Annotated in this window: 13 protein-coding genes; 10 read left to right on the forward strand and 3 right to left on the reverse strand. The window is 63.5% G+C overall.

The window, feature by feature from the left end; translation table 11 throughout:
• Window positions 1-7 precede the first annotated feature (7 nt).
• The 4 genes from ACEK02_RS30320 to ACEK02_RS30335 are packed head-to-tail and all read left to right on the forward strand — an operon-like array spanning window position 8 to window position 2,642.
• The gene (locus tag ACEK02_RS30320) at window positions 8-988 is read left to right on the forward strand and encodes an NAD(P)H-dependent glycerol-3-phosphate dehydrogenase (RefSeq protein ID WP_371425136.1); all 981 of its coding nucleotides are present in this window, start codon (window positions 8-10) and stop codon (window positions 986-988) included.
• Window positions 985-1,536: a murein L,D-transpeptidase family protein gene (locus tag ACEK02_RS30325; RefSeq protein ID WP_371425137.1), complete on the forward strand. Its 552-nt coding sequence runs from the start codon at window positions 985-987 to the stop codon at window positions 1,534-1,536. The genes ACEK02_RS30320 and ACEK02_RS30325 overlap by 4 nt, the downstream gene beginning before the upstream one ends.
• Window positions 1,537-1,548: 12 nt before the next feature.
• A complete protein-coding gene (locus ACEK02_RS30330; protein WP_115033147.1) occupies window positions 1,549-1,965 on the forward strand; it encodes an EVE domain-containing protein in 417 nt (138 codons plus the stop codon).
• On the forward strand, window positions 1,932-2,642 hold the full coding sequence (locus ACEK02_RS30335; RefSeq protein ID WP_371425138.1) for a methyltransferase: 711 nt from the start codon (window positions 1,932-1,934) through the stop codon (window positions 2,640-2,642). The genes ACEK02_RS30330 and ACEK02_RS30335 overlap by 34 nt, the downstream gene beginning before the upstream one ends.
• Window position 2,643: 1 nt before the next feature.
• On the opposite strand, the gene ACEK02_RS30340 is transcribed toward ACEK02_RS30335, so the two are convergent.
• Entirely contained in the window at window positions 2,644-3,693 is a 1,050-nt protein-coding gene (locus ACEK02_RS30340) for a DNA topoisomerase IB (protein WP_371425139.1), read from the reverse strand.
• Window positions 3,694-4,113: 420 nt separating this feature from the next.
• Here ACEK02_RS30340 and acs point away from each other — a divergent pair, with 420 nt between their 5' ends.
• From acs to ACEK02_RS30355, 3 genes are all read left to right on the forward strand, one after another.
• The gene (acs, locus tag ACEK02_RS30345) at window positions 4,114-6,063 is read left to right on the forward strand and encodes an acetate--CoA ligase (RefSeq protein ID WP_371425140.1); all 1,950 of its coding nucleotides are present in this window, start codon (window positions 4,114-4,116) and stop codon (window positions 6,061-6,063) included.
• A 38-nt stretch (window positions 6,064-6,101) separates the two neighbouring features.
• Window positions 6,102-7,223 carry a Kelch repeat-containing protein gene (locus ACEK02_RS30350; protein ID WP_371425141.1) on the forward strand — a complete coding sequence of 374 codons (1,122 nt, stop codon included), beginning with the start codon at window positions 6,102-6,104 and terminating at the stop codon, window positions 7,221-7,223.
• A gap of 279 nt (window positions 7,224-7,502) precedes the next feature.
• Window positions 7,503-8,018, forward strand: coding sequence for a L,D-transpeptidase (locus ACEK02_RS30355; RefSeq protein WP_371425142.1), 516 nt, complete (start codon window positions 7,503-7,505; stop codon window positions 8,016-8,018).
• 63 nt (window positions 8,019-8,081) lie between these two features.
• On the opposite strand, the gene ACEK02_RS30360 is transcribed toward ACEK02_RS30355, so the two are convergent.
• Together ACEK02_RS30360 and ACEK02_RS30365 are read right to left on the reverse strand one after the other, a co-directional pair.
• Complete coding sequence (locus ACEK02_RS30360; RefSeq protein ID WP_371425143.1) at window positions 8,082-8,597, reverse strand: thermonuclease family protein; 516 nt, start codon at window positions 8,595-8,597, stop codon at window positions 8,082-8,084.
• 111 nt (window positions 8,598-8,708) lie between these two features.
• The gene (locus tag ACEK02_RS30365) at window positions 8,709-8,951 is read right to left on the reverse strand and encodes a DUF1674 domain-containing protein (RefSeq protein ID WP_371425144.1); all 243 of its coding nucleotides are present in this window, start codon (window positions 8,949-8,951) and stop codon (window positions 8,709-8,711) included.
• A 194-nt stretch (window positions 8,952-9,145) separates the two neighbouring features.
• On the opposite strand from ACEK02_RS30365, the gene ACEK02_RS30370 reads away from it, so the two are divergent.
• From ACEK02_RS30370 to purH, 3 genes are all read left to right on the forward strand, one after another.
• On the forward strand, window positions 9,146-10,486 hold the full coding sequence (locus ACEK02_RS30370; RefSeq protein ID WP_371425145.1) for an RsmB/NOP family class I SAM-dependent RNA methyltransferase: 1,341 nt from the start codon (window positions 9,146-9,148) through the stop codon (window positions 10,484-10,486).
• Window positions 10,487-10,668: 182 nt separating this feature from the next.
• Window positions 10,669-12,360: a heparinase II/III family protein gene (locus ACEK02_RS30375; protein ID WP_371425146.1), complete on the forward strand. Its 1,692-nt coding sequence runs from the start codon at window positions 10,669-10,671 to the stop codon at window positions 12,358-12,360.
• 100 nt (window positions 12,361-12,460) lie between these two features.
• The gene (gene purH / locus ACEK02_RS30380; RefSeq protein ID WP_371425147.1) at window positions 12,461-14,053 is read left to right on the forward strand and encodes a bifunctional phosphoribosylaminoimidazolecarboxamide formyltransferase/IMP cyclohydrolase; all 1,593 of its coding nucleotides are present in this window, start codon (window positions 12,461-12,463) and stop codon (window positions 14,051-14,053) included.
• Window positions 14,054-14,101 lie beyond the last annotated feature (48 nt).

Consider the following 14,101-nt stretch of genomic DNA (forward strand, 5'->3'; position numbering starts at 1 on the left):
GAACACCATGGCCAACTTCAACTCCGTGGCGGTGATCGGCGCTGGTGCTTACGGCACGGCGCTGGCCGATGTCGCTGCACGCGCCGGCCGCGAGGTCGTGCTCTATGCACGCTCGACTGCAGCTGCCGAACTGATGCAGACGTCGCGCGTCAATCCGCGACTGCCCGGCACGGCCATCGACGACTCTGTCTTTATCAGCGCTGATCTCACGCTCGCCGCCCGCGCTGATATCATTTTGCTCGCGGTCCCATCGCAGCAATTGCGGGAGGCACTCACCGCTCTCGCACCGCTATTGCCCGCGGGCATTCCGGTGATCGCCTGCGCCAAGGGCATCGAGCGCGGCAGCTACAAATTCATGACGGAAGTCATCGCCGATATCGCACCCCATGTGATCCCTGCCATCTTGTCGGGACCGAATTTCGCTGACGATGTCGCGGCTGGCCTGCCCACGGCCGTGACGCTCGCCTGCGCTGACGAGGATATCGCCGTCGCGCTCGTGCAGGCTTTGGGTTCGGCGACGTTCCGGCCCTATCACTCCACCGATGTGCGCGGCGTCGAGATCGGCGGTGCGGCCAAGAACGTACTGGCGATTGCGGCGGGCATCGTCGCCGGCAAGCAGCTCGGCGCATCGGCTCTGGCAGCTTTGACCACGCGCGGCTTCAATGAATTACTGCGACTTGGCATCGCCTGCGGCGCGCGCACCGAAACGCTGTCGGGCCTGTCAGGATTGGGCGATCTGATCCTGAGCTGTTCGAGCGCGCAGTCGCGTAATTTCTCGCTCGGCGTGGCACTCGGCCGTGGCGAACAACCGGCGCCCGGCAAACTTGTCGAAGGTGAGTTCACGGCGCCGGTGCTGATCGAGCTTGCGGTATCGAAGGGCGTCGATATGCCGGTGGCGATGGCCGTGGCGGCGATCCTGGCCGGCGAAGCGACCATCGATCAGGTGATCGAAGGCCTGCTGACGCGACCGTTCAAGGCAGAAGGATGAGTCTGTCGGTTCGGAACTATGCGCTGGCCATTGCGATGCTCCTGCTGTCAGCGGGTGCATTTTTCGTTGGTTGGGACTTCCTGCAGCTCAGTCGCCGACTTCCCGAACTGGTCGCGGCAGAAGAGCGAGCCGATCTCGTCACCGTCGACAAGAGTGCCCGCACGCTGACGCTATCGCGCGGCGGCACCGTGCTCGCGACCTATCCGGTGTCGCTGGGCTCCACGCCGGCCGGCCACAAGACGCGTGAAGGCGACGGGCGTACGCCCGAAGGACGCTACGTCATCGATTCGAAGAACGGCCGCAGCCGCTTTCACCTCGCGCTCCATGTCTCCTATCCGAATACTGAAGACAGCGAGCGTGCGCGGCAGCAAGGCGTGGCGCCGGGCGGCGACATTATGATCCACGGCCTGCGCAACGGCATGAGCTGGCTCGGCAAGCTCCATCTACTCCGCGACTGGACGGATGGTTGCGTCGCCGTGACAAATCGCGAAATTGAGGACATCTGGGCACGGGTCGCACCGGGCACGCCCATCGATATCAGACTATAAAGGATAGCAGGCATGGCCTATTGGCTGATCAAATCGGAGCCCGACGCCTGGTCGTGGGACGAGCAGAAAAAGGCCGGTGCCAAGGGCACCGAATGGACCGGCATCCGTAACCACACCGCCAAGCTGAACATGATGAAGATGAAGAAGGGCGACCGCGCCTTCTTCTATCATTCGAATATCGGCAAGGAGATCGTGGGTATTGCCGAGATCATCAGGGAGCATCATCCCGATCCCACCGCCGAGCCGGGAACACCCTGGGTCTGCGTCGACGTCAAGGCCGTGCAAGACCTACCAAAGCCGGTGTCGCTGGCGGCGATCAAGGCTGAGCCGAAGCTTGCTGACGTCGCGATCCTGAAGCAGTCCCGCCTGTCGGTGCCGCCGATCACTGCCGAGGAATGGAAGCTGCTCTGCAAGATGGGCGGGTTGTGAGCGCCGACGGCGCGGCCCACCCAACTGCAATATCTGATCCCGTTGCTTTCATCCGCGCCAATACGCGCCTGCTGCCGGTGCCGCTGGTGCCGGAAATCATGTTGTACGTGGCGGACGAAGCCGTGCCGCTATGGAGCAAGACCGAGGAAGAACTCGGCGAAGCCGGATTGCCGCCGCCGTTCTGGGCCTTTGCCTGGGCCGGCGGACAGGCGCTCGCGCGCTTTGTTATCGATCATCCCGAGCATGTTGCCGGCAAGACCATCATCGATCTCGCATCGGGATCGGGGCTTGTGGCTATCGCCGCGATGAAAGCCGGGGCAAGCAGCGTCCTCGCCTATGATATCGACGCCTTTGCACGCACGGCGATCGCACTGAACGCGGCTGAAAATGGCGTTAGGATCAACGCTCGCAGTGACGATCTGCTCGACGGCCTGGTTGCCCCCGAAGCGCAAACGATTCTGGCAGGGGATATTTTCTACGAGCGCGACACGGCTGAACGCGCATTTGCATTTCTGTCCGCGCAGGCCGTGCGCGGTGCATCTGTCCTGATCGGCGATCCCGGTCGCAGCTATTTGCCGAAGGATAAATTACGCAAGCTGACCGAATACAAGGTGCCGGTGACGCGCGATCTCGAAGATGCGGAGATCAAGAATACGGCGGTATGGACACTCGCGTGACCTAACCCGCCTCGGCCACCACCTGCGCCAGAAGCTGCTCGCGCTTCGATTGCGAGCGATAGCCCGTTTGCGTCGCGGCGATGCGGGCAAGGACACCGTCCTCGAAGGCCGTGACGATGGTGTCGTGCACATAGCTCTTGCGGCAGATCGCCGCCGTGTTCTGCAATTCGTCCGCCGCCGAACGCACGGCGTCGAGCACCTGTTTCCTGCGTCCGCGCTCACTGGCTGCCGGCTCGATCCGTGACAGGGTTTCAGCCACCGTGGCCGACGCCATCAGAGTGCGGAAATCCTTCAGTGAAATCTTGATGCCGGCGATATCCCGCAGGAAGGCGTTCACTGCTGCCGTGTTGACCTTGTGAATGCGGCCGGCATTGTCGCGATACTGGAACAGGCGCTTGCCCGGCACGTCGTGCAGAATACCAATCGCGCGGACGAGCTTCGAGGCGTTGGACTCCTTGCGCACGGCCTTGCCGCCCTTGGCCTTGAAGGTGAGCACGATGCAATCGTCTTCGAGCTGCACGTTCGACTTCATCAGCGTGGTGGCGCCGCGCGTGCCTGACAGCTTCATGTAGCTCTCATTGCCGGCACGGATCGCGGTCCGCGTGACGAGTTCGATGACAGCGGCGAGCGCGAACTCACGCGTCGGCTCGTCGCCGGCCAGAACCGCCGAGACGTTGCGGCGGATCTTCGGCAGTGCCGCCACCAGCTTCGCCAGCCGATGTGCCTTGCGCTGCTCGCGGACCTTCTCCCAGTCCGAGTGATAGCGGTATTGCAGCCGGCCGGCCGCGTCGCGGCCTACGGCCTGCAAATGCGACGTAGGATCAACGGCATAGCGGACCTCGGCATAGGCCGGGGGCACCGCCATGGAGTTCAGCCGCTTGATCGTGCCGACATGCTTGATCGGGGTGCCGTTGGCCCTGACGAAGGAATAAGATTTTCCGCGTTTGAGCCGGCGGATGGTCAGCTCAGACTGATCTCCAAGCTTCAGGCCCATTTCACGGGCCAAAACCTCAACACTCGCGGGACTTGGCTTGAGACTTGGCTTGGCCATACCGGCTGACCGCGCGACGGAACGGGCGGAAACGGCCCGGGAAGGCGCGAAATTCTGCTGTTCCATCATAGTGTTATCTGCCTCGTCGGCCCTGTTCTCTGCTAATGCCGTTTATTGATTTTTGGTTCCGGGCCGCTTGGCCGTCCCCGCGAGGGCGATTTAGGGGCTTCCCGCAACTATTGCGAGTCCACAGGCGTGCGGTTTCGGTTGCTGGTTACCGTTTATCGGCCGAATTGGCCTTATGATGAAGGTTTGGCGGCCGGCAAAACGCGAACGTGATCGGGACTGCGACCTTGCGGACCGACCAAAGGCCTAGTCCGGCCCCGCTTGTCCAGCTATCTCGCCCCGGCGCATATTGCGCGCAACGAGAACCGGCTGGCGGCGACTTCGCGCAGCGGTCGCACGATGGTGGAGGGGACGATGTCCGACAAGATTTACGACGTACCGGCTGAGTGGACGACGCGCGCCTTCGTCGATGACGCGAAATACAACGAGATGTATGCGCGCTCGATCAGCGATTCCCACGGCTTCTGGGCCGAGCAGGCCAAGCGCCTCAACTGGACCCACGCCCCCACCAAGATCGAGAACTCGTCCTTTGCCCCGGGCAAGATCTCGATCAAGTGGTTCGAGGATGGCGTACTGAACGCCGCCTATAACTGCATCGACCGCCATCTACCGAAGCGCGCCAACCAGACCGCGATCATCTGGGAAGGCGACGACCCCTCGCAGTCGAAGCACATCAGCTATCAGGAGCTGCACGACGAAGTCTGCAAGATGGCCAACGTGTTGCGCAACCGCAATGTCGGCAAAGGCGACCGCGTCACGATTTATCTGCCGATGATTCCGGAAGCCGCTTACGCAATGCTGGCCTGCGCGCGCATCGGCGCGATCCACTCTGTCGTCTTCGCCGGCTTCTCACCGGACTCGCTGGCGCAGCGCATCACCGACTGCCAGTCGAAGATCATCATCACCGCCGATGAAGGCCTGCGCGGCGGCAAGAAGGTGCCGCTGAAGAACAATGTGGATGCCGCGGTCGCCAAGGCCGGCGGTGTCGACTGGGTCGTCGTCGTCAAGCACACGGGCGCACCGGTGAATATGGATCCGGCCCGTGACTTCTGGTACCGCGAAGCCGCCGAAGTCGTCACCACCGAATGCCCCTGCGAGCCGATGAATGCGGAAGATCCGCTATTCATCCTCTACACGTCCGGCTCCACCGGCCAACCCAAGGGCGTGCTGCACACCACAGGCGGCTATCTGTTGTTCGCCTCGATGACACATCAGTATGTGTTCGACTATCACGAGGGCGATATCTACTGGTGCACCGCCGATGTCGGCTGGGTCACCGGCCACAGCTACATTCTCTATGGGCCGCTGGCCAACGGCGCGACCACGCTGATGTTCGAGGGCGTGCCGAACTATCCGTCGATGTCGCGCTTCTGGGAAGTCATCGACAAGCATCAGGTCAACATCTTCTACACCGCGCCCACTGCAATCCGCGCGCTGATGCAGGCCGGCGACGAGCCGGTGAAGAAGACCTCGCGCAAGAGCCTGCGATTGCTGGGATCGGTCGGCGAGCCGATCAATCCGGAAGCCTGGGAGTGGTACTATCACGTGGTCGGCGAGGCGCGCGCGCCGATCGTCGATACCTGGTGGCAGACCGAAACAGGTGGCATTCTCATCACGCCACTGCCCGGTGCAACAAAGCTGAAGCCCGGCTCGGCGACGCGGCCGTTCTTTGGCGTCGTCCCCGAGATCGTCGATGCCGACGGCAAGGTGCTGGAGGGCGAGACCTCCGGCAATCTCTGCATCGCCAAGTCGTGGCCGGGGCAGATGCGCACGGTCTATGGCGATCACGCCCGCTTCGAGCAGACCTATTTCTCGACCTACAAGAACAAGTACTTCACCGGCGACGGCTGCCGCCGCGATGCCGACGGCTATTACTGGATCACAGGCCGCGTCGATGACGTCATCAACGTGTCGGGCCACCGCATGGGCACGGCGGAAGTGGAGTCATCGCTGGTCGCGCATGAGAAAGTGTCCGAAGCCGCGGTCGTCGGCTATCCGCACGACATCAAGGGACAGGGCATCTACGCTTATGTCACGCTGATGAACGGCGTCGAGCCGACGGAAGAGCTGCGCAAGGAGTTGGTCGCCTGGGTACGCAAGGACATCGGCCCGATCGCCTCGCCGGATCTGATCCAGTTCGCGCCGGGCCTGCCGAAGACCCGCTCCGGCAAGATCATGCGCCGCATCCTGCGCAAGATCGCCGAGGACGAGCCGTCATCCCTGGGTGATACATCCACCCTGGCCGATCCCGCCGTGGTCACCGACCTCGTCGAGCATCGGCAGAACAAGAAGCCGGGAGCGTAACAGCCAGCCGCTCCGATCGGAAAACACGGAGTGATGTGATGGATCGTCGGTCATTCGTGTTGGGAAGCGCTGCAGTCGTCGCGGGCGGAGTCTCTGCCCACGCGCAGCATGCCGGTCATCCGGCGTTGCCTGCGGCGCCCTCGTCGAAAGAGCCCTACGCCAAATTGCAGGGCGGCGTGCCGCATCACATGACACCGGAGCAGGAAGCACAGCGCGTCACGGAAAGTCCTGCGCCGAAAGGGCCGCAAGGCAAGTGGGTATCGCGCGCAGCGCTCCCGCTGCCGCGCAGCGAGATGGCATGGGCGACGTCATGGGCCGACCGCATGCATATCGTCGGCGGCTATGGCGAAGGCCGTGTCGACCGCCCCTATCACCATGTCTACGACCCCGCGTCAGACCAATGGCTTGACGCCGCGCCGCTGCCGCGCGGGGCCAATCACGTCTCGGTCGCCGCCGATGCCGGACGTATCTATGCGCTTGGCGGCTTCGTGCAGCAGAACCGCGGTTCGGATCAGAACGCCTATGCCTATGATGTCGCCGCCAACCGTTGGGATACGATCGCGCCGTTGCCGAGACCGCGCGGTGCCGGCGCTGCGGTCGCGCTGAACGGCAAGATCCATCTGATCGGCGGCGCGTCGGAACCGGCGGCCGAGCGCGCCAGTGTCGGCTGGCATGAAGTCTACGATCCCAGGACCGACAAATGGGAGACCCGCAAGGCACTGCCCGGTGCGCGCGACCATGTCGGCTGCGTCGCCTATCGCGGCGTGATCCATGTGATCGGCGGGCGCTTCAATACGTTCGAGTACAATACCGACCTGCACCATGTGTATCTGCCCGAGCGCGACACCTGGGAGCTGCGCGCCGCACTGCCGACCATCCGTTCAGGCCATGGTCTAGTGGTGTATCGCGACCGGCTGTTCGCCATGGGCGGCGAATCCGGCGTGGTACAGAATGGGCAGCTCACCCAGGGCAAGGTATTCGGGCAGATGGAGAGCTACGATCCGGCCTCCGACACCTGGCAGAGCCACGCGCCGATGTTGACCCCGCGCCATGCGGTCGGCGCCACGGTCATTGGCGACTGGATCTATGTCGCCGGCGGCGGCGCCGTTCTTGGCGGCGCGGTACAATCCGCCGTCCACGAGGCCTTTACGCTGGCCTGATGGCTGTGGGCGCGTCGCCTCTCGCGGCCCTCACGCGATTGTCAGGGCCAGATGGCCGCCCCCTGGCCAATTTAGAGCGAGTGTTGTTTTCCGGGCATTTACTTTGTTCGGCGGATTTCTTCTTTAGGCCCTCGCTGGCACGGTCCCTCGCGCCGGCAGAGACCGGTTGTTTACGCGACTGGTTGAGAATTTCCCGTGTGCAATTATTTTTATTTTCGCCGCCTCGAGGGGCGACACGACCTCGTCGGCCATAGCGGCCGGGCCGAACTGGAGAGCTCGATGTCCTTGAAGATTGCTCGTGCGTTGGCAGCTACCGTTGTCGTTGGCGCCCTGATGTCCCCTGCCGCACAGGCGGCGCCCAATCTGGTCGGCTTCCACGGTGATTATGCACCCGGCACCATCGTCGTGAAGACCAACGAGCGTAAGCTCTATTTCGTGCTCGAACAGGGTCAGGCCGTCCGTTATCCTGTCGGCGTCGGCAAGCCCGGCAAGCAATGGGCCGGCGCCACCAAGATCGACGGCAAGTATCGCCAGCCGGCCTGGGCTCCGCCCGCCGACGTCAAGCGCGACAATCCGAGCATCCCGGACGTGATCGCTGGCGGCTCGCCGGCCAACCCGATGGGCGTCGCCGCGATGACCCTCGCCGGCGGCGAATATGCCATCCACGGCACCAACCGCCCCAATTCGATCGGCGGCTATGTCTCTTATGGCTGCGTCCGCATGTATAACGAAGACATCACCGACCTCTATTCGCGCGTTTCGGTCGGCACGCCGGTGATCGTCACCCAGCGCTGATCGTTGTCAGCCTCGCTGTTCTGAAAAGCCGCGCAGCATGCGCGGCTTTTTGCTTGGCTTGTATCAGCGTCCGTTACACCAGCCGCCGCGATGGCCACCACCATACGCGCGCGCATGACCTGCACTGAGCAATGCGGCCGACACATTGGGTGTTTGTCTGGTCGCGACATCGGCAACCACGCGGCCGGGATATTTGTCGGGCCCGATATTGTAGATCGTGAGGCTTCCCTCGCGGAGCAACTTGTTCAGCGCGGCCGTCGCGGTTTCTGCCATCTGGATCTCGCGCGCGCATTGTCCCTTCAGCTCCGGCGCATCAATGCCGCGCAAACGAATGCGCACGCTCACGTCCTCACCCGACCCAAGATGCACGCGCGCACCAAAGGTATCGCCATCGATGGCATAGCGCATCTCGATCGGGTAGCGGGCCTCAGCATTGCCGGCGCGCCTGACGATCGCCTCGGAATCGCGGGCAGCTTCAGTCTGCTCCGCGCCGGGCAGGAATGGTAGCCAGCGCTTCAACGGCAGCATGGCGCCGGCGGCCATGCCGAGCACGAATACCCACGGCATCGCCGCGGACATGCGGGATCGCCACGGCGACGCACGGTGAATGCGCGATGCTGGGGTCATCGTCCTGCGATAATGTGAGTCGAAACAACCAGCCAGAAGAATCTGGCCAGGTGACCCGAAGTGTTAGAAGTCAGACGCAATGCCCTTGCGTTCCCAGTCGCCAAAGCGCGTGGGCTCCGGGCCTTCAGGTCCCTGAAACTCTTTCGCTTTCGCCGCAGTATTTGCTGCGGCTGCAGCCCGGCGCTCTTCCGCCTCGGCCAGAGCACGCTGTGCGGCTGGCGTCAAAACTTTCTTCGGTGCCGGCTCAGGCTCCGGCAAAGGCGTTGCGGACGCCGAGCTTGCGGGGTCCTCGGGAATGTCGTTCATCTCAAATTTCCTGCTGAACCGGCAAGGGCGGCACGCGTTATACAAACAATGTCGAACAGTTGCCGTTCGACTGTGAGCATATAAGGGCGATTCTTACATTTGGCATATTCGCATGCGACAGAATCGCTCCCATCCAGTGGTCGCAGGCTGAGCCTGCCCGTGCCATTGCCCGCCCTCCGTCGTGATGTTTTCGTATGCCGCAAGTAAGATACGCACCGCCAACCGAGGTCCCCGGCCTCGCCGCGCGACGGATTGCGGCAGACATTCTCGACGGCGTGTTGCATAAGCATCGGACCCTCGACGACCAACTCGAAGGCGCAGCAGCCCATCCCGGCTTGAAAACCCTCTCCGATCGCGACCGCGCGCTGATGCGCCGCCTGGTTGCGACGATCCTGCGCAGGCTCGGTACGCTCGGGCATATTCTCTCCCGTCTGCTCGACCGCGGTGTCCCCACCGATGCCCCGCGTGCGCAAAGTGCGCTGTTGATTGGCGCTGCACAGATCCTCTGGATGGACGTGCCTGATCACGCCGCCGTCGACCTCTCGGTCCGCATGGTGCAGTCCGACCGCCGCGCTGCGAAATATGCCGGCCTGGTCAATGCCGTGTTGCGACGCTGCGCCCGTGAAGGCCAGCCGCTGATCGACGAAGTGGCCGCCCAGACTCTCGACATCCCGCCATGGCTGATGGCGCGCTGGACGGCGCATTACGGCGAGACAGCCGCGAAGGAAATGGCCGTGGCGCTGAGCCACGAGCCGTGTCTCGACCTCACCGTGAAATCCGACGCCGATGCCTGGGCCACGCGCCTGCACGGCGAAGTGCTTCCAACTGGTTCCGTCCGAACCTTGCTGCAGGGCTCGGTGACCATGCTGCCCGGCTTCGATGACGGTCAGTGGTGGGTCCAGGACGCTGCGGCGGCACTGCCCGCACGACTATTCGGCGACCTCAAGGGAAAGCGCATCGTCGATCTCTGCGCCGCGCCCGGCGGCAAGACTGCGCAATTGGTCCAGGGCGGCGCGCAGGTCACTGCGATCGACCGCTCGCCGAACCGGGTGGCACGGCTGCGCGAAAATCTGGCGCGGCTATCGCTGGAGGCCGAAACCGTTGTCGTCGATGGCACCGAATATCCCGGCGAGGGTTTTGACGGCGTGTTGCTGGACGCACCCTGCTCTTCCACCGGCACCATCCGGCGGCACCCCGACGTCGCCTGGCTGAAGCAGGACTCCGACATCGTCATGCTGACCGCACTGCAGCGGCGCTTGCTGCAGAAGGCCGCTTCTATCCTGAAGCCCGGCGGAACCCTGGTCTATTGCACCTGTTCGCTGGAGCCCGAAGAAGGCGAACAGGCCATCGCCGACCTGCTGGCCAAGGACTCCAGCATGCGCCGCGCCCCGGCCGACGCCAGTGAAGTGGCCGGCCTTGCCGAGATCGTCACCCCCGATGGCGACCTGCGCACTTTGCCGAGCCATCTGCCCCATGCCGACCCCCGGCTCGGCGGGCTCGACGGCTTCTATGCGGCGCGACTCATTAAATCCTGATATTCACAGGGTAATCTCCCGATTCGCGAGGCTTCCACAGGAGGCTTCCTTGTACTGTGTGCGGATCGCGTTTCCGGCTAAAAGGATTCGCAACAACCTTTCTCTTCCAGTTCAAGGCGCGCGTGGTCGCACATCGCAGACGTATCTCGGGGCTGATCCTCGGCCGCTTCGCGCGGAGCGCGATGTCGCGCGCGTCTGGCGGATCGGCAGCGCTGGCCCGGCTCTGGCCCGGCCGCACCGATCGCCTGATCATTGCTCCGCATGATCTGCGCACCACCGACGCCACCCGCGCCGCCGAGATCTATGCCGGGCGCTTCGTCTTCGCCGGCAAGATCGTCACCTGTCACGGCCGCTCGATCTTCGATCTGGAGCCGCCATCGGAAGACTGGGAAGTTTCGCTGCTCGGCTTCGGCTGGCTGAGGCATCTGCGCGCTGCCGACACCGCCATTACCCGCGCCAATGCCCGCTCGCTGATCGACGACTGGATGTCGAATCCGTCGCGCAAGCGCCCTGTCGGCCGCCGCGCCGACGTCATCGCGCGCCGCGTGATCTCCCTGCTGTCGCAGGCGCCGCTGGTGCTCGGCGATACCGACGGAAAATTCTATCGCCGCTATCTGCGCTCGCTCAGCCGCGAGATTCGCTCGCTGCGCTACGCGCTTTCCCATGCGCCCGATGGCGTGCCAAAGCTGCAGGTGCTCATTGCCCTGTGCTACGCATCGCTCTGCCTCGCCAATCAGGCGCGCCACATCCGCACTGCGACCCGCAAACTTTCCGACGAATTGCAGCGCCAGATCCTCCCCGATGGCGGACATATCTCGCGCAATCCCGGCGCGCTGATCGAATTGCTGATTGATCTGCTGCCACTGCGACAGACTTTCGCCGCCCGCAATATCGCGCCGCCCCCGGCATTGCTGAATGCCATCGACCGCATGATGCCCATGCTGCGATTCTTCCGCCACGGCGACGGCTCTTTCGCGCTGTTCAACGGCATGAGCAATGCACCATCGCATCTGCTGGCGACGCTGCTGGCCTATGACGACACCCACGGCGTGCCGATGGCGCATATGCCGCATACCGGCTTCCAGCGCCTCGAAGCCGGCCAGATGACCGTGATCATCGATACCGGCCCGCCGCCACCGCCGAATGTCAGTCATGACGCGCATGCGGGCACGCTGTCTTTCGAGCTTTCCTCAGGTCCAAGCCGCATCGTCATCAATTGCGGCATGCCGTCGACCGGACGCGATAACTGGCGCGCTTTTGCGCGCGGAACGCCAGCGCATTCGACGATGACCTATCACAACACCTCATCGTCACAGTTCGTCGAACGCAGCGCGATGAAGAAATTTCTGCAAGGCGCGCCGATCGTCAACGGCCCGCATGTGGTGGAGAGCTATCGCGAGATCACCTCCAACGGCACCATCCTGACCACCTCGCATGACGGCTACCATTCGCGTTTCGGGGTGACCCATCGGCGCGTGCTGATGATCTCCGAGGACGGCTCAAAACTCGAGGGCGAGGACATCGTGGCGGCCGCACCCGGTGCGCGGCTCAAGGGCAGCAATACCGACTACGCCTTGCGCTTCCACCTGCACCCTTCAGTGAAGGCCAGCCGGCTCAGCGACGCCCGCGGCGTCATGCTGGTATTGCCGAACCGCGACGTCTGGACCTTCGAGGCGCTGGACGACAAGGTCGAGCTGGAGGACAGCGTATTTCTGGCCGGTAATGACGGACCGCGCCGGACCGCCCAGATCGTGATCCACCAGAACGCCCAGCAGACCTCCAGCATCCGCTGGAGTTTTGCCCGCTCGGCCTCCTCGCCGTCGCAGACCACGGCCCGCCGCAATGCCCGCCGCGAGCCGGAATTGCCGTTGTAAATCAGGCCTTCACGACGAAATTGCTGGCATGCAAGCCCTTGCGGTTTCTTGCATCGCGAAACCATGCTACGCGGCGTCCTTCTCCCAAGGGATACGCATCATGACCGACCATCCGCGCAAGGTTACCCGCGCTCTATTGTCCGTTTCCGATAAGTCCGGGCTGATCGAATTTGCGCGGGCGCTGTCCGCCCACGGCATCGACCTCGTCTCCACCGGCGGTACCGCCAAGGCGATCGCTGCGGCGGGCCTGAAGGTCTCCGACGTGTCCGATCTCACCGGCTTCCCGGAAATGATGGATGGCCGGGTCAAGACGCTGCATCCGAAGGTTCATGGCGGGCTGCTTGCGATCCGCGACAATGCCGAACACGCCAAGGCGATGAAGGATCACGGAATTTCGCAGATCGATCTGCTCGTCGTGAACCTCTACCCGTTCGAGGAAACCGTCGCGAAGAACGCCTCCTATGAGGACTGCATCGAGAATATCGATATCGGCGGTCCGGCAATGATCCGCGCGGCCTCCAAGAACCACGATGACGTCACTGTCGTCGTCGAGCCCTCCGACTATCAGTCGGTGCTCGACGAACTCGCCACCAACAAGGGCGCAACCACGCTGACGCTGCGCCGCCGCCTCGCCGCCAAGGCCTATGCGCGCACCGCGGCCTATGACGCTGCGATCTCGAACTGGTTCGCGGATCAGTTGAAGATCACCGCGCCGGATTTCCGTGCTATCGGCGGCAAGCTCGTCGAAGCGCTGCGTTACGGCGAGAACCCACACCAGACTGCTGCGTTCTATCGCACGCCCGAACTGCGTCCCGGCGTGTCTTCGGCGCGGCAGGTACAGGGCAAGCAACTATCCTACAACAATATCAACGATACTGATGCGGCCTATGAATGCATCGCCGAGTTCGACCCGAAGCGCACCGCGGCCTGCGTTATCGTCAAGCACGCCAACCCCTGCGGCGTCGCCGAAGGCAGCAGCCTGGTAGAGGCCTATCGCAAGGCACTGGCTTGCGATTCCACCTCCGCATTCGGCGGCATCGTTGCGCTGAACAAGACGCTCGATGCGGACACCGCGCGCGTGATCACCGAGATCTTCACCGAGGTCATCGTGGCGCCTGATGCCACCGAGGAAGCCATCGCCATCGTCGCCGCCAAGAAGACCTTGCGCCTGCTGCTGGCCGGCGCGCTGCCGGATCCGCGCGCGCCGGGCTTTACTGCCAAGACCGTGGCTGGCGGCATGCTGATCCAGAGCCGCGACAATGCTGTTGTCGACGACATGGTGCTGAAGGCCGTGACCAAGCGTCAGCCGACCGATGCCGAATTGCGCGATCTCAAATTCGCCTTTCGCGTCGCGAAGCACATCAAGTCGAACACCATCGTCTATGCCAAGGACCTTGCCACCGTCGGCATCGGCGCCGGCCAGATGAGCCGCATCGATTCCGCACGGATCGCAGCCCGCAAGGCGCAAGATGCGGCCGCTGAGATGAAGCTCGCACAGCCGATGACCAAGGGGTCGGTGGTCGCGTCAGACGCATTCTTCCCGTTCGCGGACGGCTTGCTCGTTGCCATCGAGGCCGGAGCCACTGCGGTGATCCAGCCCGGCGGTTCGGTGCGCGACGATGAGGTGATCAAGGCGGCGGATGATGCCGGCATCGCCATGGTGTTCACCGGCGTCCGCCACTTCAAGCACTAGGGCCGATCGACATTCAGGATTCCCAAGAGGTTCAATCGCTGATTCATA

Source organism: Tardiphaga sp., from assembly GCF_041424195.1.
Taxonomy (GTDB): Bacteria; Pseudomonadota; Alphaproteobacteria; order Rhizobiales; family Xanthobacteraceae; genus Tardiphaga.

Bases quoted from the DNA above. Each gene is read 5' to 3' on its own strand.
- ACEK02_RS30350 (WP_371425141.1), top strand. From the start codon at position 6,102: ATGGATCGTCGGTCATTCGTGTTGGGAAGCGCTGCAGTCGTCGCGGGC.
- ACEK02_RS30370 (WP_371425145.1), top strand. From the start codon at position 9,146: ATGCCGCAAGTAAGATACGCACCGCCAACCGAGGTCCCCGGCCTCGCC.
- ACEK02_RS30325 (WP_371425137.1), top strand. From the start codon at position 985: ATGAGTCTGTCGGTTCGGAACTATGCGCTGGCCATTGCGATGCTCCTG.
- ACEK02_RS30375 (WP_371425146.1), top strand. From the start codon at position 10,669: ATGTCGCGCGCGTCTGGCGGATCGGCAGCGCTGGCCCGGCTCTGGCCC.
- ACEK02_RS30365 (WP_371425144.1), bottom strand. From the start codon at position 8,951: ATGAACGACATTCCCGAGGACCCCGCAAGCTCGGCGTCCGCAACGCCT.
- ACEK02_RS30330 (WP_115033147.1), top strand. From the start codon at position 1,549: ATGGCCTATTGGCTGATCAAATCGGAGCCCGACGCCTGGTCGTGGGAC.
- ACEK02_RS30340 (WP_371425139.1), bottom strand. From the start codon at position 3,693: ATGGCCAAGCCAAGTCTCAAGCCAAGTCCCGCGAGTGTTGAGGTTTTG.
- ACEK02_RS30360 (WP_371425143.1), bottom strand. From the start codon at position 8,597: ATGTCCGCGGCGATGCCGTGGGTATTCGTGCTCGGCATGGCCGCCGGC.
- purH (WP_371425147.1), top strand. From the start codon at position 12,461: ATGACCGACCATCCGCGCAAGGTTACCCGCGCTCTATTGTCCGTTTCC.
- ACEK02_RS30355 (WP_371425142.1), top strand. From the start codon at position 7,503: ATGTCCTTGAAGATTGCTCGTGCGTTGGCAGCTACCGTTGTCGTTGGC.
- ACEK02_RS30335 (WP_371425138.1), top strand. From the start codon at position 1,932: ATGGAAGCTGCTCTGCAAGATGGGCGGGTTGTGAGCGCCGACGGCGCG.
- ACEK02_RS30320 (WP_371425136.1), top strand. From the start codon at position 8: ATGGCCAACTTCAACTCCGTGGCGGTGATCGGCGCTGGTGCTTACGGC.
- acs (WP_371425140.1), top strand. From the start codon at position 4,114: ATGTCCGACAAGATTTACGACGTACCGGCTGAGTGGACGACGCGCGCC.